General features: G+C 59.8%; 21 protein-coding genes. 6 read left to right on the top strand and 15 right to left on the bottom strand.

The features are described 5' to 3' along the window. Window positions 1–102: 102 nt before the first annotated feature. On the top strand, window positions 103–1407 hold the full coding sequence (locus HMPREF1287_RS03675; protein WP_023017352.1) for a DUF349 domain-containing protein: 1305 nt from the start codon (window positions 103–105) through the stop codon (window positions 1405–1407). Beyond that, on the top strand, window positions 1407–2507 hold the full coding sequence (locus HMPREF1287_RS03680; protein WP_023017351.1) for a GNAT family N-acetyltransferase: 1101 nt from the start codon (window positions 1407–1409) through the stop codon (window positions 2505–2507). Before HMPREF1287_RS03675 ends, HMPREF1287_RS03680 begins: the two co-directional genes overlap by 1 nt. Here HMPREF1287_RS03680 and HMPREF1287_RS03685 read toward each other — a convergent pair. The 5 genes from HMPREF1287_RS03685 to HMPREF1287_RS12070 form a co-directional block, all read right to left on the bottom strand. Beyond that, complete coding sequence (locus HMPREF1287_RS03685) at window positions 2504–3130, bottom strand: hypothetical protein (RefSeq protein WP_023017350.1); 627 nt, start codon at window positions 3128–3130, stop codon at window positions 2504–2506. The two genes, HMPREF1287_RS03680 and HMPREF1287_RS03685, sit on opposite strands and share 4 nt — an antisense overlap. Window positions 3131–3152: 22 nt before the next feature. Next, window positions 3153–4679 carry a tRNA (N6-isopentenyl adenosine(37)-C2)-methylthiotransferase MiaB gene (gene miaB / locus HMPREF1287_RS03690; RefSeq protein WP_023017349.1) on the bottom strand — a complete coding sequence of 509 codons (1527 nt, stop codon included), beginning with the start codon at window positions 4677–4679 and terminating at the stop codon, window positions 3153–3155. 183 nt (window positions 4680–4862) lie between these two features. Continuing rightward, on the bottom strand, window positions 4863–5462 hold the full coding sequence (gene recX / locus HMPREF1287_RS03695) for a recombination regulator RecX (protein ID WP_023017348.1): 600 nt from the start codon (window positions 5460–5462) through the stop codon (window positions 4863–4865). A gap of 39 nt (window positions 5463–5501) precedes the next feature. Beyond that, a complete protein-coding gene (recA, locus tag HMPREF1287_RS03700) occupies window positions 5502–6638 on the bottom strand; it encodes a recombinase RecA (protein WP_005283473.1) in 1137 nt (378 codons plus the stop codon). Window positions 6639–6818: 180 nt separating this feature from the next. Further along, window positions 6819–7034: a DUF3046 domain-containing protein gene (locus HMPREF1287_RS12070; RefSeq protein ID WP_023017347.1), complete on the bottom strand. Its 216-nt coding sequence runs from the start codon at window positions 7032–7034 to the stop codon at window positions 6819–6821. 130 nt (window positions 7035–7164) lie between these two features. Here HMPREF1287_RS12070 and HMPREF1287_RS03705 point away from each other — a divergent pair, with 130 nt between their 5' ends. Genes HMPREF1287_RS03705 through HMPREF1287_RS03715 form a run of 3 tightly spaced genes read left to right on the top strand, consistent with a single transcriptional unit; the run spans window position 7165 to window position 9057 of the window. Continuing rightward, on the top strand, window positions 7165–7728 hold the full coding sequence (locus HMPREF1287_RS03705; protein ID WP_023017346.1) for a biotin transporter BioY: 564 nt from the start codon (window positions 7165–7167) through the stop codon (window positions 7726–7728). Then, window positions 7728–8420, top strand: a complete 693-nt coding sequence (locus HMPREF1287_RS03710; RefSeq protein WP_023017345.1) for an energy-coupling factor ABC transporter ATP-binding protein — start codon at window positions 7728–7730, stop codon at window positions 8418–8420. Before HMPREF1287_RS03705 ends, HMPREF1287_RS03710 begins: the two co-directional genes overlap by 1 nt. A 13-nt stretch (window positions 8421–8433) precedes the next feature. After that, complete coding sequence (locus tag HMPREF1287_RS03715; protein ID WP_023017344.1) at window positions 8434–9057, top strand: energy-coupling factor transporter transmembrane protein EcfT; 624 nt, start codon at window positions 8434–8436, stop codon at window positions 9055–9057. Window positions 9058–9182: 125 nt separating this feature from the next. Here the strand turns inward: HMPREF1287_RS03715 and HMPREF1287_RS03720 are convergent, their stop codons facing one another. The 4 genes from HMPREF1287_RS03720 to pgsA all read right to left on the bottom strand — a co-directional run bounded on the left by HMPREF1287_RS03720 (window position 9183) and on the right by pgsA (window position 11665). Further along, entirely contained in the window at window positions 9183–10040 is an 858-nt protein-coding gene (locus HMPREF1287_RS03720; protein WP_023017343.1) for a PspA/IM30 family protein, read from the bottom strand. A gap of 133 nt (window positions 10041–10173) precedes the next feature. Beyond that, window positions 10174–10551: a helix-turn-helix domain-containing protein gene (locus HMPREF1287_RS03725; protein ID WP_023017342.1), complete on the bottom strand. Its 378-nt coding sequence runs from the start codon at window positions 10549–10551 to the stop codon at window positions 10174–10176. An 8-nt stretch (window positions 10552–10559) separates the two neighbouring features. Further along, a complete protein-coding gene (locus tag HMPREF1287_RS03730; RefSeq protein WP_023017341.1) occupies window positions 10560–11075 on the bottom strand; it encodes a nicotinamide-nucleotide amidohydrolase family protein in 516 nt (171 codons plus the stop codon). A gap of 5 nt (window positions 11076–11080) precedes the next feature. Next, window positions 11081–11665, bottom strand: coding sequence for a CDP-diacylglycerol--glycerol-3-phosphate 3-phosphatidyltransferase (pgsA, locus tag HMPREF1287_RS03735; RefSeq protein ID WP_023017340.1), 585 nt, complete (start codon window positions 11663–11665; stop codon window positions 11081–11083). A gap of 59 nt (window positions 11666–11724) precedes the next feature. Here pgsA and HMPREF1287_RS03740 point away from each other — a divergent pair, with 59 nt between their 5' ends. Next, the gene (locus HMPREF1287_RS03740) at window positions 11725–12015 is read left to right on the top strand and encodes a YciI family protein (RefSeq protein ID WP_023017339.1); all 291 of its coding nucleotides are present in this window, start codon (window positions 11725–11727) and stop codon (window positions 12013–12015) included. Window positions 12016–12025: 10 nt separating this feature from the next. On the opposite strand, the gene HMPREF1287_RS03745 is transcribed toward HMPREF1287_RS03740, so the two are convergent. The 6 genes from HMPREF1287_RS03745 to thyX all read right to left on the bottom strand — a co-directional run bounded on the left by HMPREF1287_RS03745 (window position 12026) and on the right by thyX (window position 21413). Then, complete coding sequence (locus HMPREF1287_RS03745; RefSeq protein ID WP_023017338.1) at window positions 12026–13147, bottom strand: TerC family protein; 1122 nt, start codon at window positions 13145–13147, stop codon at window positions 12026–12028. Window positions 13148–13316: 169 nt separating this feature from the next. Beyond that, the gene (locus HMPREF1287_RS03750) at window positions 13317–16685 is read right to left on the bottom strand and encodes a DNA translocase FtsK (RefSeq protein ID WP_023017337.1); all 3369 of its coding nucleotides are present in this window, start codon (window positions 16683–16685) and stop codon (window positions 13317–13319) included. Between the two features lie 131 nt (window positions 16686–16816). Beyond that, a complete protein-coding gene (locus HMPREF1287_RS03755) occupies window positions 16817–17455 on the bottom strand; it encodes a TIGR03085 family metal-binding protein (RefSeq protein WP_005278818.1) in 639 nt (212 codons plus the stop codon). Window positions 17456–17520: 65 nt separating this feature from the next. Next, the gene (locus HMPREF1287_RS03760) at window positions 17521–19701 is read right to left on the bottom strand and encodes a ribonuclease J (RefSeq protein ID WP_023017335.1); all 2181 of its coding nucleotides are present in this window, start codon (window positions 19699–19701) and stop codon (window positions 17521–17523) included. Between the two features lie 2 nt (window positions 19702–19703). Then, complete coding sequence (dapA, locus tag HMPREF1287_RS03765) at window positions 19704–20612, bottom strand: 4-hydroxy-tetrahydrodipicolinate synthase (protein ID WP_034654087.1); 909 nt, start codon at window positions 20610–20612, stop codon at window positions 19704–19706. Between the two features lie 54 nt (window positions 20613–20666). Next, window positions 20667–21413, bottom strand: coding sequence for an FAD-dependent thymidylate synthase (gene thyX, locus HMPREF1287_RS03770; RefSeq protein ID WP_023017334.1), 747 nt, complete (start codon window positions 21411–21413; stop codon window positions 20667–20669). Window positions 21414–21415 lie beyond the last annotated feature (2 nt).

Raw genomic sequence — 21415 nt, forward strand, 5'->3', positions numbered from 1 at the left:
TTAAATAGATTCTAGGCACACAGCGATTTTTCGCGGTAATGTAACCAGTGATTTCATCCGGCAGCCGTGACGCGCGGCGATATATGTCTAGGAGGGCTTTCCATGTCTCCCACCCCTACCCCAGGTTCCATGCCCAAGAAGGGCCCCCGCCCCACAGCCAAGCCCGTGCCCGTGCAATCACCGAGCAAAAACGACCCGGCCAAGTGGGGGCGCGTCGATGCCGATGGGTCCATCTTCGTGTCCGCCCCCGAGGGCGAGCGCAAGATTGGGGAATGGCAGGCAGGCTCTGCGCAGGAAGGCCTCGAGCACTTCGGCGCCCGCTATGACGATCTAGCCACCGAGATTGAGCTTTTGGAAGCTCGCCTGCGCGCCAACCCCAGCGAAACCGCAGGAATCAAGCAGACCGCCGCCGAACTCCGCGAGACCCTGCCTACCGCTGCGGTCATTGGCGATATCGCGGCGCTGGATCGCCGCCTCGCGGCGGTTATTGATCACTCCGTTGTGGCCGGGGAACAGGCGCAGGCGGAGCGGGAAAAGCGCCGGCAGGACGCGATTGCGGCGAAGGAAAAGCTTGCCGCCGAGGCCGAAGAGATTGCCGAGAATTCCACCGAGTGGAAGGCCGCCGGCGACCGCATCCGCGCCATTTTGGAAGAGTGGAAGCAGATTAAGGGCATCGATAAGAAGACCGATGACGGCCTGTGGAAGCGCTATTCGCGCGCCCGCGATTCCTTTAATCGGCGCCGCGGTTCGCACTTTGCGGATCTCGATCGCGCCCGCGCGGCCGCGCGAAAGAAGAAAGAAGAACTCGTCGAGCGCGCCGAGGCCATCCAGGACTCCACCGATTGGGGCCCTACCGCCCGCGCCTACCGCGATCTGATGGCGGAGTGGAAGGCGGCCGGCCGCGCCCCGCGCGAGGTCGATGACCAGCTGTGGGCGAAGTTCCGCGCGGCACAGGACCGCTTCTTTGATGCCCGCAATGCGGTCAACGACGAGCGGGACCGCGAGTTCGCCGAAAACGCCAAGGCAAAGGACGCGCTGCTTGCGGAATACGACAGCCTGATTGACCCATCGCAAAGCATGGACAAGGCCAAGGCTAAGCTGCGCGAACTGCAGGAAAAGTGGGAGGAAATCGGCTTCGTGCCCCGCAACCAGGTGCGCGAGTACGAATCCAAAATTGAGCAGCTAGAAAAGCGCGTCACCCAAGCGGAAGAATCCGAATGGCGGCGCACCGACCCTGAAGCGCAGGCTCGCGTGGCCCAATTCCAGGCCAAGGTGGAAGACTTCAAGGCCCAGTCCGCGGCTGCGGAGGCTAAGGGCAAGGAGAAGAAGGCCGCGGAGCTGCGCGCGCAGGCGGAGCAATGGCAGGAATTTGCCGATGCCGCTGCCAATGCCGTCAACGATAAATAGTGCACCTCGTTCAGATTGCGCGCCCGACCCAGGTAGCCGAGGCTGAACCGGCGGATTGTATCCGTTCCTTTGTTTTCTGGGCAAACCTGGCGGCGCAGGAAGCAAGCGGGGATGCGGCGGCCTCGACCTCGCCTAGCCGCGTGGTGCACCGCCTGCAGGGTTCGGGCGAATCGCAGACTTACCTTTTCGCGGTGGTCGATGGCCCGGCGACGCTCGGGCCCGTCTCCGAGCTCGGTCTGCCCCAAATTCCCGCTACCGCACCGAGCCCCGAGCTGGACTACGTGGGATTTATCCACATCAGCCTGCCACTTTTAGAAGAGCGCAATGCCGCGGAAATCGAGTGCGTCCTGTGCGATCTGCCGCTGCCCGGTGACCCCCTTGATGCCGAGGGGCACAAGGTGGCTACCTGGATGGGAGATACCGCCTTAAAAATCACCCAACAGCTCGGACGCAGCGTCGCGCACGTAGGCCTGCTGCACCCGCCGGAGACTTCGCCGGAGTACGACGCGATGGCGGCGGTCTACCAATCCCTGGGCTTTACGCGGCGCCATAGCGAGCGGCAATTGGCCATCGATATTCCAGAGCACCCGGCTGCCGCCCTCTTTCCGCCCGGGCTTTCGGCCGCGGTTTGGCAGGACTATGCCATTCCGGAGGCACATATCGACGATGTCATGCGCCTTTTAACGGTCGCCTCGGCGGATGCCGATACCGGCACCTTATCCACCGAGCCCATCGTGTGGTCCCGGCAGCGGTTGGAAGAAGCGCACCAACGCCTGCGCTCGCGGCGCGGGCATACGCTGCTCGTGGCGCTCATCGATAATGCTGGGGACATCGTGGCGCTTACCGAGCTGGCGCGGCACGAGGCCGCGGATCCGGAGGTCTGCGAATGGACCCTCACCGTCACCGACCGCGACCACCGCCGGCAAGGCTTAGCACAATTAGCAAAACTCACCGCCCTGCACGAGGTCAACCAAGCGTGGCCGCAGGTGCGCCGCTGCTATTGTTCCGTCGCAGCCGGCGACGCCGCCATGAACGCGCTGTATGCGCGGCTCGGGGCGCGGGTAATCTCCCAGTCTTCTGCCTGGGAGCTCCACCTTTAGCCCTCGTGCTGGTGGCGGTGGCGCTCGGCGGCCTTTTTCCGGCGGTCATCGACAAGCATCTCCTGCGGCTGCGGGGACGCAATATCGGACTGGAATTTGCCTACCTCATCCAGCTGGCCCGCCGAGGCGCGAACCTTCTCCTCAGCCGCGCGTTGCTCCGGGCTGCGGCGCAGGGCGACGAGGCTAAAACCCAAGAAGGCCAGGAAGGTCGCCAGCATGCCCACCCACATGCCAATGGCCGGGCCGTCCGCGGTGGAGCCGCGGTACCAAAAGCCCCACAGGTTAACGAAGAAAGAAACCGTCACCATCATCCACGCAATCAGCCCGAGGGTGGCGCGGCGGGTCAGCAGGGTTGCCGTCGTCAGCACGCCCACGCCGAGTAGCGCGAGCCACGCGGAGACGGTTTCCATCAGCGAGATCTTTACCCCGTCGTCGGTGGTGCCAAAGCTTAAGGCCTGCCACCCGTGGGCAGAGCCGGCATAAGGAACGATGAGGTAGACAATATAGGCCGCCACAGCGATCCACAGCGTCACTTTCTGCCCACGCAGATCCATGGTTTGTGCTGCTCGGCGCTCCGCCTGTGCCGCCTCCTGGGCGGCGGTGGTGGTATTTCGCTCTCTCATGGCACCCTAGCCTACTCCCCGGTTAGCAGCCGCAAGAATCCGCTGCGGCAGCGCCAGCAGGCTTGCCGATGCCCGGCAGCCCCAAGCCCACCCCAATCGGAGCGGTAGTGGGGGTTTGGCCCGAAGCCGACATGTCGCCGGCCTTGGTGCGGGTGTGGGTGGCTACTGCGGCATCGGCAAGCAAGAAGAACGAGCCTGCACCCGTGACCTTGGTGCGCACGACGTCGCCGGGGCGAATCTCGGCCGAGATATCCGCGCCGTTGGCATCAATGGGGCTAAAGTGCACGAGGCGCCCATCCCGAGCTCGACCCGACATGCGGTGGGTCTCATCGTTCTTGCGTCCGCCCTCAGCCTGGACCAAGAGCTCCACCTCAGTGCCCACGAGCTTCTGGTTCTCTTCTGCCTGGATGCTATCTTGCAGCGCAACGAGCCGCTCGAAGCGGTCCTGGACGACTTCCTTGGGGACCTGGTTTTCCATCTCCGCCGCAGGGGTGCCCGGGCGCGGGGAATACTGGAAGGTAAATGCCGAGGCAAAGCGGGCGCGGCGGACCAAGTCCATGGTGTCCTGGAAATCCTCTTCGGTCTCGCCCGGGAAACCGACGATAATATCGGTGGTAATCGCAGCATTCGGAATCTTCTCGCGGACCTCATCGAGGATGCGCAGGAACTTCTTCGTGCGGTAGGAACGGCGCATGTCCTTCAAGACCTTATCCGAGCCGGACTGCAGCGGCATGTGCAACTGCGGGCACACCGCCGGGGTTTCCGCCATGGCGTCGATGACATCCGAGGTAAATTCCGCCGGGTGCGGGGAGGTAAACCGCAGGCGCTCGAGGCCGTCGATCTTGCCCACTTCGCGCAGCAGCTTCGAGAAAGCAAAGCGATCGCGCGGCATTTCTGGATCGGCGAAATTCACGCCATAGGCGTTGACGTTTTGGCCCAAGAGAGTGACCTCAGAAACTCCCTGATCCACCAGCGCCTGTACCTCGGCCAGAATATCGCCCGGCCGGCGGTCCTCTTCCTTACCGCGCAGGGAGGGAACGATGCAGAAGGTGCAGGTGTTATTGCAGCCCACGGACACCGATACCCAACCCGCGTAGGCGGATTCGCGCTTAGCGGGCAATACCGAGGGGAATGCCTCTAGCGAATCGACGATTTCTACCTGAGCTTCCTCGTTATGGCGGGCGCGCTCGAGGAGGGTGGGCAACGCTGCCATATTGTGGGTTCCGAAGACGGCATCAACCCACGGCGCATTGTCGAGGACGGTGTCCTTATCCTTTTGTGCAAGGCAACCGCCCACAGCGATTTGCATGCCGGGATGGTTCTCCTTCGTCTTCTTCAATGCGCCCAGCGTGCCGTAGAGGCGCTTGTCGGCGTTTTCGCGGACTGCGCACGTGTTAAAGACGATGAGATCCGGCTCCGTGGCCTCGTCTGCGGCCGCGTAGCCAGCTTCCTCCAGCAGGCCGGAAATGCGCTCGGAATCGTGCACATTCATCTGGCAGCCGAAGGTTCGGACTTCATAGGTACGGGTTTCAGGAATTGTCTGCTCCACGTCGGCATAGTCTAGCCATCACCCAGAACAACTCATAACCGTCGCTGCTCGGCGCCCGTGACAGCAAGTGGGCCAGAATGGGCGCATAGTGCGGCGCGTCGGGGCGCGGGCCCGCGGTGGGTGGGGCGCGTGTGCGAGTCACAAGGTTGGAGCCAACAAGGCACTAAGCCCCATCCGCCGGATTTAAGGAGAAGACAGCTCCTCGCACCGTTCCTCGAGGGCGCTAATGGCAATGTTCAAAGACATCCCCTCGTTGAATCCACGGCGCGCCAATACTCCCACGATCCTGCGCAAGGCCTTTTCCCGTTCCTTCCTATCCGCAGGAACGGATTTCACGCTGCGCGCCTTCTTTTCCGCCAAGGCGCGGGCCATCGCCTCTTCATCGGCGGAGTCAATTTGGGCAAGGGCTTCGTCTATGTCTTCTTGGCTTACGCCCTTTTCCCGAAGCTCGCGGTCGAGGACGCTGCGCGATTTTCCTCGCCGCTTATGCCGCTGCCGCACCCATTCGGCGGCGAAGGCGGCGTCGTCAATGAGGCCCGCATGGGCCAAGTCATCGAGGACCTCATCAACCACCTCAGGGGCGAATTCGGCCTGAACCAAACGGTCATACAATTCCTGGCGGGACCGCGAACGCTGGTCAAGCAAGCCCAATGCGCGGGACCGAACCTTTGACTTTGCCTCTTCGGCCTCCCGATCAAAAAGCCCGCCCTCGGCTTCTCCTTTTTCATAGGCTTCAAGGGCCTGGCGGAGTTGCTCTAGCTTTTCAGGGGCGGGTTGATTCATAGCGCGGGTGTTAAGCGGTGGGAGTGTTGGTGGACAGGCTTAATCGTCATCGAAGTCGACGTTCGGGACCAAATCTACGGATTCATCCGTCAATGGGTCATCGGAACCGGGGACATCCATGGCGGTAGCTTCTTCACCATTTGCCGCCTCTTCCCCAATGCCGAGTTTTTGGAAGATCTTCTTTTCGATCTCATTGGCAAGGTCAGGGTTATCCTTCAAGAAGGAACGAGCCTTCTCCTTACCTTGACCCAGCTGGTCGCCCTCATAGGTAAACCAGGAGCCGGACTTGCGGATGAAACCGTTTTCTACGCCGAGATCGATGATGGAGGACTCGCGAGAAATGCCCTCGCCGTACATGATGTCGAACTCGGCGATCTTGAATGGTGGGGACACCTTATTCTTTACCACCTTGAGCTTCGTGCGGTTGCCAATGGCGTCCTGGCCATCCTTCAGCGTCTGGATACGGCGGATATCGCAGCGCACGGAGGAATAGAACTTCAGCGCCTTACCACCGGTGGTGGTCTCCGGGGAACCGAACATCACGCCGATCTTTTCGCGCAGCTGGTTGATGAAGATTGCGGTGGTGCCGGAGTTGTATAGCGCACCGGTCATCTTGCGCAAGGCCTGGGACATCAGGCGGGCTTGCAGGCCGACGTGGCTATCGCCCATCTCGCCTTCGATTTCCGCCTTAGGGGTCAGAGCTGCCACGGAGTCCACGACGATAATGTCGATGGCGCCGGAGCGCACCAGCATGTCCGCGATTTCTAGGGCCTGCTCACCGGTATCTGGCTGGGACACGAGGAGGTTATCGGTGTCGACGCCTAGCAGGCGTGCATATTGGGGGTCGAGGGCGTGCTCGGCATCGATAAACGCTGCAATGCCGCCATCTTTTTGTGCCGAGGCGATGGCATGCAACGCCACCGTCGTCTTACCGGAAGACTCTGGGCCATAGATTTCCACAATTCGCCCGCGCGGGAAGCCACCGATGCCCAGCGCCACGTCGATTGCCGTGTTGCCGGAAGAAATGGCCTTGATGGGAGGGCGGTCATCATCACCCAAGCGCATAACGGCGCCCTTGCCATAATCCTTTTCGATCATGGCCATCGCTGCATCTAGCGCCTTCTGGCGGTCATCTCCCTTGGTTGCGGCGGAGGATGATTTCTTTTTCGTTGCCATTGTTATAAATCCTTATCTCGTACGACGCTGCGTGAACACTTAATTAGACTGCTGCAGAACCCTAAATGGTTCCGCCCTCAACGCAATCCCACTGTAGTCGCCCACACCGACACCCCAACTAGAGTACATACATCTGTTCGAATATCGAAAATGGACACGCCTTTTCAGGCTCTCTTGGGCCTATAAGGATGGGTAATCTACGCCGAGACGGCGCTCTTGGGGAACATCGAAGTCATTGCACAGCCCTATCCAGACACGGCGGGGATCGACGCCACGTTCGATAAGCTCATCCGGCGTTCCATTAAGCTCTGATAAAACATGCGAATGGCTAATCCACGCCCCTTTTGATTCGCCAAATTCATCCACAACCAATTGGTGGTACTCCGTCAATCGCATGCGCGCAATCCTACCCACCACCACGGAAATATTTCCAAAACTTTTACCAGGACCCCAGAATTAGCCTCCTTGAACGACGTTCAAATTGGTGTGTCTACAGCGTTTTTCTCCAAGGTGCTAATCTTTGTCCATGCAAAAGAACTCCGTGGCAACCACCATTGCCTATGTAGCGGTATTTACCGCCCTCGTTATCGTTTTAGCCTTCGTTTCTATCCCCGTAGGCACCGCCGGCGTCCCCATCGTCTTGCAAAACGCCGCCCTCATTTTGTCCGGCCTCATCTTGGGCGGAAAACGCGGCGGCTACGTTGGCTTGCTATTCCTCTTTATCGGTTTGGCATTGCCCGTATTGGCAGGCGGTGGCACCACGCTCCGCGCGCTTGCCGGCCCCACCGTGGGATACATCATCGGTTACGTACTCTCCCCCATCGCAGCCGGCGCCATCGCTTATCGCGCCCCGCGCGGAAAGGGCGGCATGACCGTGGTTTTCGCTATCGCCGCCATCGTAGGCCTTCTGGTGCAATACACCTGTGGCGCGATCGGCTTGATGCTTCGCTCCGGGTTGGAGGTAGGCCCGGCCATCGCGGCGCAAGGCCCATTCGTCCTCGTTGACACCGCAAAGCTCATCGTGGCCGTTATCATCGCCGTTGGTGTTCACTCCGCATTCCCCGACCTGATGGGTAGGAAGGCCTCCTAGTGCCCACCATCGACTTTTCCTCGGTCACGGTAGCCTTCGATGAGACGGTGGTCCTCGATGACATCAACCTCACTTTAAGCGAGCAACGGATCGGCGTCATCGGTCAAAATGGCGGCGGAAAGTCCACGCTGACTCGGCTTATCAATGGCCTGGGTGAGCCCACCGCGGGTACCGTCACCGTCGACGGCATAAATCCCAGCGAGCAGGGCAAGAAGGTGCGCGAAAAGGTGGGGTTCGTCTTTTCCGATGCCGAAAATCAGATCGTTATGCCCAATGTGCGAGATGACATCGCTTTTTCCCTGCGCCGCTTCAAGCTGCCTAAGGCCGAGCGTACTGCGCGAGTCGATGCCGCCCTGGAACGGTTCGGGCTCTTAGAATTTGCCGAGCGCTCCCCGCACACGCTTTCTGGTGGACAAAAGCAATTGCTCGCCTTAGCCGCAGTGTTGGTCATCGACCCGGTTCTCATCATCGCCGATGAACCAACGACGCTGCTTGATCTCCGCAATCGCGACCGCATCAAGCGCGAGTTCGCGCAGCTTGACCAGCAGCTCATCGTCGTTACTCACGATCTGGAATTCCTCACGGATTTCGACCGTGTCATCTGCATCGATGACCACAAAGTTGCTGCCGATGGCGCTCCCCAGGAGGTCATCGTTTTTTACAGAGATCTCATGGCGCAGCGGCCACTCTAGAAAGCCACCTCCAATGACCCGACGCAGAACCAATATTCCGCTATCCGTATATGTTCCGGGCACGACCGTAATCCACCGGATGAAGCCCAGCTGGAAGATACTCATTTTGCTGGTATTTATCCTGGTTACCAGCATCTTTTTCAACTCTTTGCCGTGGGCCGGCGGCGCGGTGATCGCTGCAGCATTGACGTATTTCATCGCCCGCATTCCCCCACGGATTGCCTGGAGCCAGCTCTGGCCACCCCTAATAATCCTCATTCCCCTAGCTGGATTCCAGTGGTGGGCGAAGGATTTTGACTACGCCGCCGTGATGTTCCTTAACATCTTGGCCGCCATGATTTTGGCCTTCTTATTAACGCTTACCTCGACGGTCGACGCGATCATGGAATCCCTGGAAGAATCCCTCCAGCCGCTGAATCGTTTCGGCGTCCCAGTAGAAAACATCAGCTTGGCGATGTCCCTGACAATCCGCCTCATCCCCCTCATGTTCGAAACGGTCTACGAGGTTCTCGATGCCCGCAAGGCGCGCGGCGCTGGCTTTTCCCCCTCGGCCTTTGTCACGCCCGTCATCATCCGCTCCATTCGGCGCGCTCGCGCCATTGGCGAAGCCCTTCAGGCCCGCGGCGTCGGTGACTAAGGAAACTTAGGCACATGCCCAACTAGCACCAAAAAGCCTCCGCCTTCCCCCACCGCTCGAAACGGGAAAGGAAAGATCGGAGGCTAGTGTGCAGTTTGCGCTATGGCAAGCCCGGGATGACGAAGTTACTCTCCGCGCAGCTCGCGCAGGCGAGCCTGGACGGCGTCATCATTCGCGGTCGGCTGCGCTGCCTGATCCGCAGCGGAACCAGAGGCCTTATTGCCCTCGATGGCCTGAGTGCGGTTAGCTTCTACGGACTTCGTGGAGTTCATCTCGCTACGGATCTGCTCCAAGCGGGAGTGGCCGGCCATCTGGATACCCGCCTGCTGCACCTCGGCCATACGGTTTTCGACGGAATTTTCCGCCAGCTCCGCCTGCCCCAGAGCCTTAGAGTAACGGCGCTCAATCTTATCGCGCACGGCATCGAGCGAAGGCGTGTTGCCGCCGGCCGAGAGCTCGTTCATGGAGTTCAAAGACTCGGAAACCTTCTCCTGCATCTTTGCCTGCTCCAGCTGCGATAGCAGCTTCGAACGCTCATCAACCTTCTGGCGCAGGGCGGCATTATTGCGTTCTACGGCGCGCTTGGCCTGCTCAGCCTGTTGCAATGCCTGGTCATGGAGCTTCTTCGTGTCCTCGACAGACTCTTCTGCGGTCACCAGCTGAGCGGCAAAGGCCTCGGCGGCGTTCTCATACTCCACGGCCTTGCTCTCATCGCCGTTGGCGCGTGCCTTATCGGCAAGCTCGAGCGCTTGGCGGGTATTGCCCTGCAGCTTTTCGACCTCGGCTAGGCGACGGTTAAGTTGCATCTCCAGCTGGCGTTGATTGCCAATAACCGCCGCGGCTTGCTGCGATAGCTCTTGATGCTGACGTTGGGCATCTTCGATGGCCTGCTCAATCTGGATTTTCGGATCGGCATTCTCTTCGATTTTATTATCGAACAGTGCCATGAGGTACTTCCACCCCTTAACAAATGGATTCGCCATTATGCTCTAGACCTTTCTAGGGAATGTGGTAATGCGTCGCGTTGTCGTGTTCATAGTAACCCAACGCCTAGGGCTCTGCCGCTACTAATCGCAGGTATCCACCGCGGCTATTCTTTTCAGAATCCCGCACGCGTTAAAGCTCAGAAGCAGCCGGCGCGGTATGCGCGAGCTCTTCATCCATCGACGGCAGCGTCATATAACCGGCAGCCTCGATCAAGACGTCAGACACAGACGCGTCGAGCGCATGGCACACGGAGGCCAATAGCTCAGAAGAAACTTCCTTGCGGCCTCGCTCGAGCTCCGACAAGTAGCCCGGTGACACGCGGGCGACGCTAGCCAATTCGCGCAGGGTAACTGACTTATCCGCGCGGAATGCGCGCAGAGTCAAGCCCAATGCTTCACGCAATAGTGGCTCGGGGGCACGGGCAGGTTGTGGCGCCGATGGTGCCGCTGCCGCAGGTTCCGCGGCAGTCTGCGCCGAGTGGTCGAGGACTGCTGTAGAAATGTTCATCGTAAGTTTTAACGCTCCTTCGATGAAATTTGTTCCCCACTGGTAGGAAATTTTTTGATGATCGCACCAAGTTGGGCGATCGCAACTCCTACCGTGGCCTTTCTAATTTGGTTTCGTTCAGTGCCCAAGTCACGCAAGCAAAAAGACTGCGCTATGCGCCCGGCGGAATAGATTCCTAAAAATACCGTGCCGGGTTCTTTTCCTTCTTGTTTATCGGGCCCAGCGACGCCGGTAAGCCCTAAACCCCAATCCGCCCCGGTTTCCGCAGCAGCGGCGCGAGCCATATCAACTGCAGTTTCGCCAGAGACGACGCCTACGCGCTCGATCTCTGAGACTGGTTTGTCCAGAAAGTGAGATTTCACCTCGGTGGCATAGGTGATAAGGCCACCGCGCAAGACGGCAGACGCGCCTGGCACCGAAGCGATAGTAGCGCTGGCTAAGCCGGCAGTCAGCGATTCGCACAAGGCCACGGTCTCGCGGCGCTCTGTTAATAAGGCAACGAGGTCAGATTCTGTAAAGGTCATTGCGTTTAGCTATTTTGCTTCTGTCCATCGATGAGATACTGCACGCCGGTAATGACCGTTACCACGACGGCCATCCACATGATGAAGGAGGTAGGAATATCCATCCACGAGGGAAGCGGCCACAAATATAGACCCACGGCGAAGGACTGCAGGACGGTCTTTAGCTTGCCGCCTTTAGAGGCTGGGACGACCTTTCCGCGGCGCAACAGGGCCATGCGCCAGATGGTGATGCCGAATTCGCGAATCAAAATAATGACGGTGACCCAGACCGAAAGCTGATCGACGATATTGAGGCAGACAAGCGCTGTGGTCATGAGCGCTTTATCAGCAATGGGGTCGGCAATCTTGCCAAAATCGGTAATCAACCCGCGGGCGCGGGCAATATCGCCATCGAGCTTATCCGTGAGCATTAAGGCGGCGAAGACGCCAAAAGACCACCACTGATGGCCGCCGATGACCAGCCATGCAAAGACCGGAATGAAAACGATACGCAGGCAGGTGAGGAAATTTGGCAGATTCCAATTAGAGACCTGCGGATTCACTTCCGAGGACTGCGCTGACTGTGCTCCGGGTTGATTCACCCTATACATACTACCCGCTTGGGTTATGGTCTCGCGGCACACTCCCCCGAGAATTTATACTGTCCGGTATGAAATATTTTGCAGTCAATTATGAATACAACCCGGCCAACCCAGAGATAGCGAAGGTCCGCCCGGCCCACCGCGAGTTCACCGGGAAACTATTTGATAAGGGCACCATCGTGGCCTCGGGACCGTTCACGGATTCCCAAGGAGGCGCGCTCATCATTGTGCGCTTTAACGATGATGACACCGAGGTAGCCGATGTCATCCAGCTGATGAACGATGATCCCTTCTATCAAGAAGGCTGCCTCCAGGGCCGCAGCTTCCGCGAGTGGAATCCGGTTAAAGCCCGCTTCTAGGCTCTCTCCCCTAGTTGGGTAGGTCTTCCTTGGACAGATCCTCGGCCCTGCCCAGGTAATCGCCGCGCGTATTGCGCACGATCTTATTTCCTTCCTCGTCCCAGTCGTAGTGGTTGTGGGATACAGCCACTACGCCTTGGGTTTTATCGCGCATGTTCTTGATAACCGATGCAAGAACCGTGATGACCAAGACTCCAACGATAACCACCAGCGAGCCGATCGTGGAGATTTCTGGCACGGATTCAATGTTGTCGCCGCCATTGATAAACGGCAGGTTATTCTCGTGCAACGCGTGGAAGAGCAGCTTGACGCCGATGAAGCCCAAGATGATGCCCAAACCGTAAGGCAGGTAGACGAGGCGGTCCAAGAGGCCATCGATAAGAAAGTACATTTGACGCAGGCCCATCAGCGCGAATGCGTTGGTGGTAAAGACCAAAAACGCCTCTGAGGTAATGCCGTAGATTGCCGGGATGGAGTCGAAGGCAAACATGACATCGATAAGCCCAATGGATACCAGCGCGACGAATAGCGGCGTGAAGGCGAACTTGCCCTTCTTAGAGCCATCGTCCACGCGGTGGGTGAGCTTATCCCCGTGGTACTGCGGGGTAACATCTACCGCCTTGCGCACGAGCTTGATGATGGCCATATCGTTCGGGTTGGTCTCCGGCGCGTCCCGAATCTCATCAATGACCAACTTGATGGCGGTGTAGAGCAGGAAGATGGCGAAGAGGTAGAAGATATCGGACCACGCCGCGATAACCGCCGCGCCCAACAGGATGAATACGAGGCGGAAGACGAGGGCGATGATGATGCCGATGAGCAGCACCTTTTGCTGGTACTTGCGCGGGATTTTAAAGGATCCCATGATAAGCGCAAATACGAAGAGGTTATCCACGGAAAGCGCCTGCTCTGTGACATAACCGGTAAAGAACTGGATGCCGTGCTCGTGGCCCCACACGGCCCACACGACGCCGCCAAAAACTAGGGCGACGGCAATGTAGAACAAGGTCCACAGGCCCGACTCTTTCAGGGTAGGCTCATGTGGACTGCGCACGTGAGAATAAAAGTCGAATATAAAAAAGGCTAAAATCACCGCACCGGTGACCAGCCACACCCACAATGGGACGTTCATCGCGAGATCCCTCCGGTCGAATTTACTTTAAGAAAGTGACCGGAGGTCTCCCCCGCCCAGCGGATATTCCTCGCTGGGCCGACACGACCGGGAGCGCACAGCTACCGTGTTGACGATCTATGCCGAATGTGGGGTACTCCCCTCCAAGACCGTGACCATCTTACACTACTTAGAAGGCCCCGGACGATGGGTTATAGGTCGCTTGCACCGTCCGCGTATCGGAATCGGGCGCATCGGGGGCATCGGAAAGAGCGGAATCTGCGGAATCACCGGCATCATCGTCTTCTTCCTGGTTCAACTCGTCCTGGATTTCCTTGGGGGCATCGGCAGGGTCGGCGCCCTTAATCATCCACAGGATGGTGTCGAGTTCTTCGGGCTTGACCAGCACCTCGCGCGCCTTGGAGCCTTCCGATGGCCCGACAACGCCGCGCGATTCCATCAGGTCCATCAGGCGGCCGGCCTTGGCAAAGCCGATGCGTAGCTTGCGCTGCAGCATCGAGGTGGAACCCAGCTGGGCCGTCACCACAAGCTCGACGGCCTCGAGGAGGTCATCCATGTCCTTGCCGATATCATCGTCGATCTCCTTCTTCGCCTCAGACTGCTTTTCCTCGGTCACGCCCTCGGTGTAGTTCGGGGCGGCCTGGGATTTAGCGGCCTCGACGACATCCATGACCTCGTCATCGGAAACGAATGCACCCTGCATGCGCACTGGGCGCTTGCCCTGCGGGATAAATAGACCATCGCCCATGCCGATGAGCTTTTCCGCACCGCCTTGGTCCAAGATGACACGGGAGTCGGTCAAGGACGAGGTGGCAAAGGCCAAGCGGGAAGGCACGTTGGTCTTGATGAGGCCGGTGACCACATCGACGGACGGGCGCTGGGTGGCCAGCACCAAGTGAATGCCGGCAGCGCGGGCCTTCTGGGTGATGCGGACGATGGAGTCCTCGATCTCCTTCGGGGCGGTCATCATCAAGTCCGCCAGCTCGTCTACCACGCAGACGATATAAGGGTACGGCCGAACCTCGCGCTCGGAACCTGCCGGGGCCTGGTATTCGCCGGAGACTACCTTGCGGTTATAGTCCTCGATCTTGCGCACGCGCGCGGCCTTCATATCCATGTACCGCTGCTCCATCTCCTCCACCAGCCATTGGAGGGCCGCGGCGGCCTTCTTCGGCTGGGTAATAATGGGCGTAATCAGGTGCGGGATGCCCTCATACGGCGTGAGCTCGACCATCTTTGGATCGACGAGGATCAGGCGTACCTGCTCCGGGGTGGCGCGGGTAAGCAGCGAGACCAGCATGGAGTTCACGAACGCGGACTTACCGGAACCGGTAGCGCCGGCAACCAGCAGGTGCGGCATCTTCTGCACGGAAAAGGACGTGTATTCGCCCTCAATATCCTTGCCCAGGCCAATCAACATTGGGTCCGGGGAAGACGTCATGCTGGGCGCGTCCAAGACCTCGCGCAGGTGGACCATTTCGCGGTCTGGGTTAGGAACCTCAATACCCACTGCGGACTTGCCCGGAATCGGGGTGAGCAAGCGCAGGTTATCGGTAGCCACGGCATAGGCCAGGTTGGATTGCAGGTTCGTAATCTTCGAAACCTTAACGCCTGGTCCAAGCTCAATCTCATAGCGGGTCACCGTGGGGCCACGGCTAAAGCCAGTTACCTGAGCATTGACGTTGAACTCTTCGAAGACATCGGTAATGGCCTCGATGATGCGGTCATTGATCTCGGTGCGTTCCTTCGCAGGCGTACCTGGGGTTAGCAGATCGGTAGAGGGCACCGCATAGTTGTCGTTGCCAAATTGCGCAGGCGCGGGCGCTTGGGGCTGTGTGGCAGGCTGTTCCGCCACCGCGGTGGATTCCACCTTTGCGCCGGTGGCCGCATCGCGCCCAGAGCGCTCGCGGAATAGGCGCCGGGCTTCCTCGTGCGCCGAAGACACGGCATCGGAGCCGGCCTTGGCGGCACCAGCGGCAGCTGCACCAGCGGCAGCTCCAGCAGCAGCGCCCTTGGCCTTGGCGGCTGCACCTGCGGCACCAGCCACACCAGAAGCAGCGGCAGCACCGGCGCCAGCAGGCCCAGCGACTCCAGCGGCCCCAGCACCAGCCGCTCGGCCAGCCCGCGACTTGCGGCCGGTAGAAGACCCGCCAGTGGCAGAACCCAAGACGCGGGTGGGCTCGCTTTCTGGCAGCGCAGGTTGGGCGGATTCCGCGTCGTCAGCGTAGTCAGCATCGTCTACTGCCGGGAAGGCATCGGTATCCCCCATGCGGGAATCTGCACCATAGCCCAGTTCTTCGTCGCTGCGGTCTACGGGCTCATAACCCGCACGGACTGGGGTGTTGAAGGCGACGGTGTGGTCGTCTGCGGGGGCATCGTCAAGCGACTGCACCGGATAGGAGCTGCCGGTCTTGCGCAGGGCGGACGTGCCGCGACGCTTCGGCGCAGGACGCTCGGAGCGCTCGCGGCCGTGCGCAATATCGTCGATATCGCCAGACACGTGGCCGTAAAGATCATCATCGTCAGCCTCGTCGTAGTCCTCATCGCTGCCGCCAAAGCGGGAGAAGGCCGAGCGCAGCGAATCCGCCACGAGCTCGTAGGCCTCGCGGATGGTGATTCCCGTAACCAGCAGCGCGCCGTAAATGATGACGAGGAAAAGCAGCGGCACCGCAACATAGGAGGTAAACGCAGCATCGAGGATCCCGCCAATGGCAAAGCCAACAACACCGCCGGCCCCGCCCGCGGTATCGGTGGTAAAGCCGAGCGGCGGATTACCGGCAAAGATGTGGATGAGGCTCAGCATCGCCAGCACGATGATCGACGTGCCACCCGCAATGCGCGGATTGATGCGACCGGATGGACCGTCCATTTCCATCATGAGCGAGATGGCCAGGGCGACGAGCGCAATGGGAAGCACCCACGCGCCGGCGCCAATGACGTAGCGCACCAGGTTTCCCACCCAGGCGCCCACCTGGCCGGCGACGCCGAACCATACGGTGGCGGCGAGGACGATGGCTACGCCAATGAGCACTAAGGCAACCGCATCCGGATTATTGACTCGCAACCCGCCCTGAGAAGGAGTCGCCGCCTCCTCGGCAGCCTGTGCTTCCTCCTCTGCTGCGATATCGCGCGCGCGAGTTACCTTACTTTTCTTCTTTTTCCCGGCGCTATCAGAAATTTCCTGTGGCTCCCTTGTTCTCTCGAAATCCTCCGTGCCATCTGCAAGTGCATCTTGGCTCGGTTTTAAGCCCGCAAGGCCATTGCCTAGGCCGCGGGCAACATTGCCCATTCCGCGCGCGGTGGCACCAAATGCAGAGCCAAGCCCCTTGCCGACGGCCCTAAATGCACTCCCCGTACGCTCTTGCGTCGTTCCTGCCGCGCGCCCAGACGAGGTCATCTCCAGCGTCTCTGGCACACCGGCGCTGGACTGGCTGCGGCCAGACGGCCGCGACCGGTTCGCTTTCCGGCCAGGCGCGCTTTTCGATGCTCGCGTCTGGTTCCGGCGCGATCCGCGAGAGGAGGCATTTTTGACAGACATGTCATTTACCTTAACCGGAAAACCCCACAAATCACATACGCCACACGCGTGGCAGAGCTAGTTAACCGAGAAATGTCCCGAGTTCGGGCTAAAAAGGTGCAGCACGGGCCACAAAAGCGGCTTTTTCTAGCCTACAGGGTTGACATCTTGATGGCTGACTCGTCGCCATTGATGGTGACTTGTACGACATCGCGCCCGTATGCCCACAGGAGGAGTTCGCCAACCTCCCCGCTTACGCGGACCACGCGATCGCCGCGATCGGCTACCCCGTGCTTATCTGCCACGACGATGCGCTGCATCCCGTCCGGCTGCAGGATCACCGGCTGGGTGGATTTACGCAGGCTCAATTTGGCCCAGATCTTCAAAAAACGGTGCAGCTTCTTCTGCACGGCCACAGAAAAATCGCGGGGTTCGGTCTGGCCATTGGCGCGGCGAATATCCTCGTGGTGGATGAAATGTTCGCCCAAATTTTGCTGGGCATCGAGAAAACGTGCGGGGTTAAACTTTGCCGGCCCCCTCCCCCAGGCATCGACAAGCTCATCGAAATCGCGGCGGGCAACCTTGGCGGATTCCTTTTCCAAGTGGGGCTGCAGGACCGAAAGGAACATGCCCGCTGCGGCATCGGGACGGTTTTCCCGCACCCACAGGTGGGCAACTAAGTCACGCGTGGTCCAACCCTCACACAGCGTGGGGGCGTCTGGACCTAGCTGATGAAAAAGCGCGACCATCTTGGCGCGTTCGGAAGATGAAAACGACATGTGCCCCAGCATACCGAGGACATCGAAATGCTGGGGCACAGAAACTATGCCGGAATTAAATCCTTTTGTAGCAGAACCTACAGGGACTCGCGGCTGGCGTCGACATCGGCGTCATCGGCAAGCAGCGTGCCTGAATTCGTCGGCACGATGGTGGGCAAAATAACCGGCTCGCGCTTGTACTTGGAATCCATGAGCTTGGAGACCTTGCGGCGCAGCTTTTGCACCATCCGGTAGGTGTCATTCTCGCCCTCTGCGGCGAGATCATTCATGGTGTTTTCCACCATCTCCGCAACCTCGGGCACAACACCCCGGTCATCATCGGAGAAACCGGTGGTTGCCACGGTTGGGTGCTCGAGCAGGCGGGAGGTGCGGTTATCAATCACGCAGGTAATGGATACCACGCCGCCGGCGCCCAAGTTGGTGCGGTCTGCCAAGGTATCGGCATCGACATCGCCCATGGACACGCCATCGACGTAGAGGTGGCCAACCTGCAGCTGGCCGACGACCTCCGCGCGGCCCTTACGCAGATCCACCACAACGCCGTTTTGCGCCAAGACCGTCCGGTCGCGGGCCACGCCGGTGGAAATCGCCAATTCCTTATTGGCGCGCAGGTGGCGCCACTCGCCGTGGACCGGCATGGCATTGCGCGGGCGCGCCGCGTTGTACAGGAAGAGCAGCTCGCCGGAGTAGCCGTGGCCAGATGCGTGGACCTTGACGTCCTGGTTGGTGATGACGTTGGCACCAATCTGGGACAGCATATTGATAACGCCGAAGACGGCCTCTTCGTTGCCCGGGATGAGCGAGGAAGAGAAGATGATGGTATCGCCATCGCGCACCGTAATCTGGCGGTGCTCGCGGCGGGCCATGCGGGACAGCGCAGCCATTGGCTCACCTTGCGTACCGGTGGTAATGAGCATGGTCTTATGCGGGGCCATCTTCGCGGCCTCATCGATGGGGATGATGGTGCCGCGAGGGACCTTCAAAAAGCCCATCTTTTCCGCGATCTCCATATTGCGCATCATCGAGCGGCCATTGAAGGCCACCTTGCGGCCATTGGCCACGGCAGCATCGATGGCAGCCTGCACGCGGTAGACGTTCGAGGCGAAGGAAGCCAAGATGACGCGCTGCTTCGCATTAGCCACCAAGCGTTTGAAGTTGGCTGGGATATCGCCCTCGGAGGCGGATACGCCCGGCACGGTGGCGTTGGTGGAATCGCACAGCATGAGGTCGACGCCCTCGTCGCCGTAACGAGACAGCGCCGGAAGGTCGGTCGGGCGATTATCCAACGGGGTTTGGTCCAGCTTGATATCACCAGTGTGGATGATATTCCCGGCCGGGGTGCCCAGCATGATGCCGAGCGCATCCGGCACGGAGTGGTTAACCGCCCAGAAGCGAACGCGGAAGCAGCCGTAGGTCACATCGGACTTTTCGTTGACCTCAACGAACTTCGGCTTCTGGCGGTGTTCCTTACACTTGGCCGCAATGAGCGCGATAGTGAAACGGGAGGCCACGATGGGGATATCCGGGCGCAGCTTCAGCAGCCACGGGATGGCACCGATGTGGTCTTCGTGGGCGTGGGTGACCACGAGGGCCTTGACCTTGTCGATATTTTTTTCAATCGGCCCGAAGTCCGGCAGGATGAGGTCCACGCCAGGCTCGCCAGACGATGGGAACAGCACGCCGCAGTCAATGATGAGCAGCTCATCGCCGTACTCAAAGACGGTCATGTTGCGGCCGATTTCGGAGATACCGCCCAAGGCGTAGATGCGCAGGGTATCCTTCGCCTGCTTTGGCGGTTCCGGCAGGCGCTTGGTCAAATCAGCGCCCTGCATCGACTTCGGCACGTTGCGGCGGCCGCGGTTATTATTATTGCGGCCACGGCCCTTGCCGTTGCCGTTGCCGTTCTTTCCGTTGCCACCGTTGTTGTTCTTGTTATTGCCGCCGTGGTTATTGCCACCTTGGCCATTGCCACCGTGGTTATTGCCACCTTGGCCATTGCCATTATTGCCGTTTCCGCCACGACCACGGCTGCGGCCGCCACGGGAACGCGAGCGGCGGCCGTTGTTATCGCCGTCGTTCTTGCTATCGGCAGAGTTATTCTTGCCAGAGTTGCCCTGCTCCTCATTTCCGGCAGTGCCGGCGTTATTGGCAGGGGCCTGAAATACGGGCGAAGCCGCCTCATTGGAGGCGGTCTCAGTTTCCGAAGGTGGACCCGCCTTGCGGGTGACCTTGCGGGAACGGTTACGGGGTTCAGTCATTCTTAAAGGACTCCAGATTGTTCCAAATCACGGCGAAGTACCTCGCGTTCCTCCTCGCTCGCGGCGGTAACAGGAAGGCGGGGATCGCCAACTTCAAAGCCCTGCAGGCGCAGAGCTTCCTTTGCAAATGTCGCTCCGCCCAACCGCGCCTGAGCGCGGGTCAGTGGAAGAAGCGTTGAGTAATTTATTTCTTGCGCGCGGGCCAAATCGCCCGCATCGAAAGCTTCATAGAGTTCTACCAAGGCACGCGGTGCAGCGTGGCCGATGACGGAGATGAAACCCGAAGCGCCGAGGGATAGCCACGGCAGGTTAATCGGATCGTCACCGGAGTACCACGCCAAGTCGGTTTCTTGGATGAGTTCTGCGGCCGCGGAAAGATCGCCCTTGGCGTCTTTCACGGCTTGGATAGTCGGCAATTCCGCAAGGCGGCGGAGCGTATCCGACGCCACTGGGATGCCCGAGCGGCCAGGGATGTCATAGACGCAAATCGGCAGATCCGTAGAATCAGCAACTGCGGCAAAATGCTCATAGACGCCCTTTTGGGAGGGCTTGGAGTAATACGGAGTCACCACGAGCAGGCTATCGGCTCCTGCGGCGGCGGAAGCTTGGGCAACCTCGATCGAGGTTGCGGTGTTATTCGTTCCGGCGCCCGCACAGATCCGGACGCGGTCTCCTACTTCCTCTTTTACGGCCTTGAGCAGCTCCAACTTTTCGTCCAAGGACGTGGTAGGAGACTCGCCCGTCGTTCCACCCAAGATGAGTGAATCCACGCCGTTGTCTACGAGATGAGCTGCCAGGCGGCGACCCGCTTCTACGTCCAGCGCACCGTCACGATCAAACGGAGTGACCATGGCGACGCCAATGCGACCGAAGGTGTCAACGCCAGTCTTTGCTGTCATACCTGTGCTCATAGCCGTCAAGGTTACCCGCTAGGGCACCTTTTGGCCGCATCGGGGTGGCGCGTGTTAAGCGTAAGGGCTTGCGGCCATCTGCGTTCCATCGGCCAACGTGGTGATATGGAAGTCATCGAAAAGCGCCGGTGCTTGGTCTTGCAAATGCTTCAAGCACTCCACGGCCACTTCGCGCAATTCCGTATCAGCGTGCTCGGCCGCCCGCGCCCCAATGAAGTGGCGCCACGCGCGGTAATTACCGGTAACGACGAGCCTCGTTTCCGTCGCATTGGGCAATACCGCGCGCGCCGCCTGCCGCGCCTGCTTCTTTCGCAGCAGCGCATTCGGCTCATCCAGCTTTTCTTCCAAGGCCTCGAGCAGCTCATCGTAGACAAAACGGGTGTCATCCACGGCCTGCATGACCAACCGGCGCAATTGTTCATCTTCTTCCACCAGCTTGGGCAGCGCTACGTGCATCTCATTGGGATGCACAAAGCGCTGGGATAGCTGCGAAAAGGAAAAGTGCCGGTGGCGCACCAATTCATGGCTGGCTGAGCGCGAGAGCCCCGTAATGTACATCGTGGCCGTAGCGTGTTCCAGAAGCGCCGTATGGCCTACCTCCATGATGTGGTGCAGGTAGGCGGAGTTCGTCGCGGTGCGCGGGTTGGGTTTGTCAAAAGACTCATAACACGCCCGTCCCGCGAATTCGACGAGGGCCTCGCCATCGGTCGCCGTCTCATCGGCACGCCACTGCGTTCCCTGTGGCGGGTGAAACTCGGTGGCGGCAATGAGCTGGATATTTAGCTCACTCGCAGTGGCCATAC

This window comes from Corynebacterium sp. KPL1986 (assembly GCF_000477975.1).
Taxonomy (GTDB): domain Bacteria; phylum Actinomycetota; class Actinomycetes; order Mycobacteriales; family Mycobacteriaceae; genus Corynebacterium; species Corynebacterium accolens.

What these genes read in the sequence shown, in the direction of transcription:
- HMPREF1287_RS03750 (WP_023017337.1), bottom strand. Translation starts at nt 16,685, where the DNA reads ATGTCTGTCAAAAATGCCTCCTCTCGCGGATCGCGCCGGAACCAGACG.
- HMPREF1287_RS03725 (WP_023017342.1), bottom strand. Translation starts at nt 10,551, where the DNA reads ATGAACATTTCTACAGCAGTCCTCGACCACTCGGCGCAGACTGCCGCG.
- HMPREF1287_RS03745 (WP_023017338.1), bottom strand. Translation starts at nt 13,147, where the DNA reads ATGAACGTCCCATTGTGGGTGTGGCTGGTCACCGGTGCGGTGATTTTA.
- dapA (WP_034654087.1), bottom strand. Translation starts at nt 20,612, where the DNA reads ATGAGCACAGGTATGACAGCAAAGACTGGCGTTGACACCTTCGGTCGC.
- HMPREF1287_RS03730 (WP_023017341.1), bottom strand. Translation starts at nt 11,075, where the DNA reads ATGACCTTTACAGAATCTGACCTCGTTGCCTTATTAACAGAGCGCCGC.
- recA (WP_005283473.1), bottom strand. Translation starts at nt 6,638, where the DNA reads ATGGCAACGAAAAAGAAATCATCCTCCGCCGCAACCAAGGGAGATGAC.
- HMPREF1287_RS03705 (WP_023017346.1), top strand. Translation starts at nt 7,165, where the DNA reads ATGCAAAAGAACTCCGTGGCAACCACCATTGCCTATGTAGCGGTATTT.
- HMPREF1287_RS03755 (WP_005278818.1), bottom strand. Translation starts at nt 17,455, where the DNA reads ATGCTGGGGCACATGTCGTTTTCATCTTCCGAACGCGCCAAGATGGTC.
- HMPREF1287_RS03720 (WP_023017343.1), bottom strand. Translation starts at nt 10,040, where the DNA reads ATGGCGAATCCATTTGTTAAGGGGTGGAAGTACCTCATGGCACTGTTC.
- HMPREF1287_RS03715 (WP_023017344.1), top strand. Translation starts at nt 8,434, where the DNA reads ATGACCCGACGCAGAACCAATATTCCGCTATCCGTATATGTTCCGGGC.
- HMPREF1287_RS03675 (WP_023017352.1), top strand. Translation starts at nt 103, where the DNA reads ATGTCTCCCACCCCTACCCCAGGTTCCATGCCCAAGAAGGGCCCCCGC.
- HMPREF1287_RS03685 (WP_023017350.1), bottom strand. Translation starts at nt 3,130, where the DNA reads ATGAGAGAGCGAAATACCACCACCGCCGCCCAGGAGGCGGCACAGGCG.
- thyX (WP_023017334.1), bottom strand. Translation starts at nt 21,413, where the DNA reads ATGGCCACTGCGAGTGAGCTAAATATCCAGCTCATTGCCGCCACCGAG.
- HMPREF1287_RS03760 (WP_023017335.1), bottom strand. Translation starts at nt 19,701, where the DNA reads ATGACTGAACCCCGTAACCGTTCCCGCAAGGTCACCCGCAAGGCGGGT.
- pgsA (WP_023017340.1), bottom strand. Translation starts at nt 11,665, where the DNA reads ATGTATAGGGTGAATCAACCCGGAGCACAGTCAGCGCAGTCCTCGGAA.
- HMPREF1287_RS12070 (WP_023017347.1), bottom strand. Translation starts at nt 7,034, where the DNA reads ATGCGATTGACGGAGTACCACCAATTGGTTGTGGATGAATTTGGCGAA.
- recX (WP_023017348.1), bottom strand. Translation starts at nt 5,462, where the DNA reads ATGAATCAACCCGCCCCTGAAAAGCTAGAGCAACTCCGCCAGGCCCTT.
- HMPREF1287_RS03740 (WP_023017339.1), top strand. Translation starts at nt 11,725, where the DNA reads ATGAAATATTTTGCAGTCAATTATGAATACAACCCGGCCAACCCAGAG.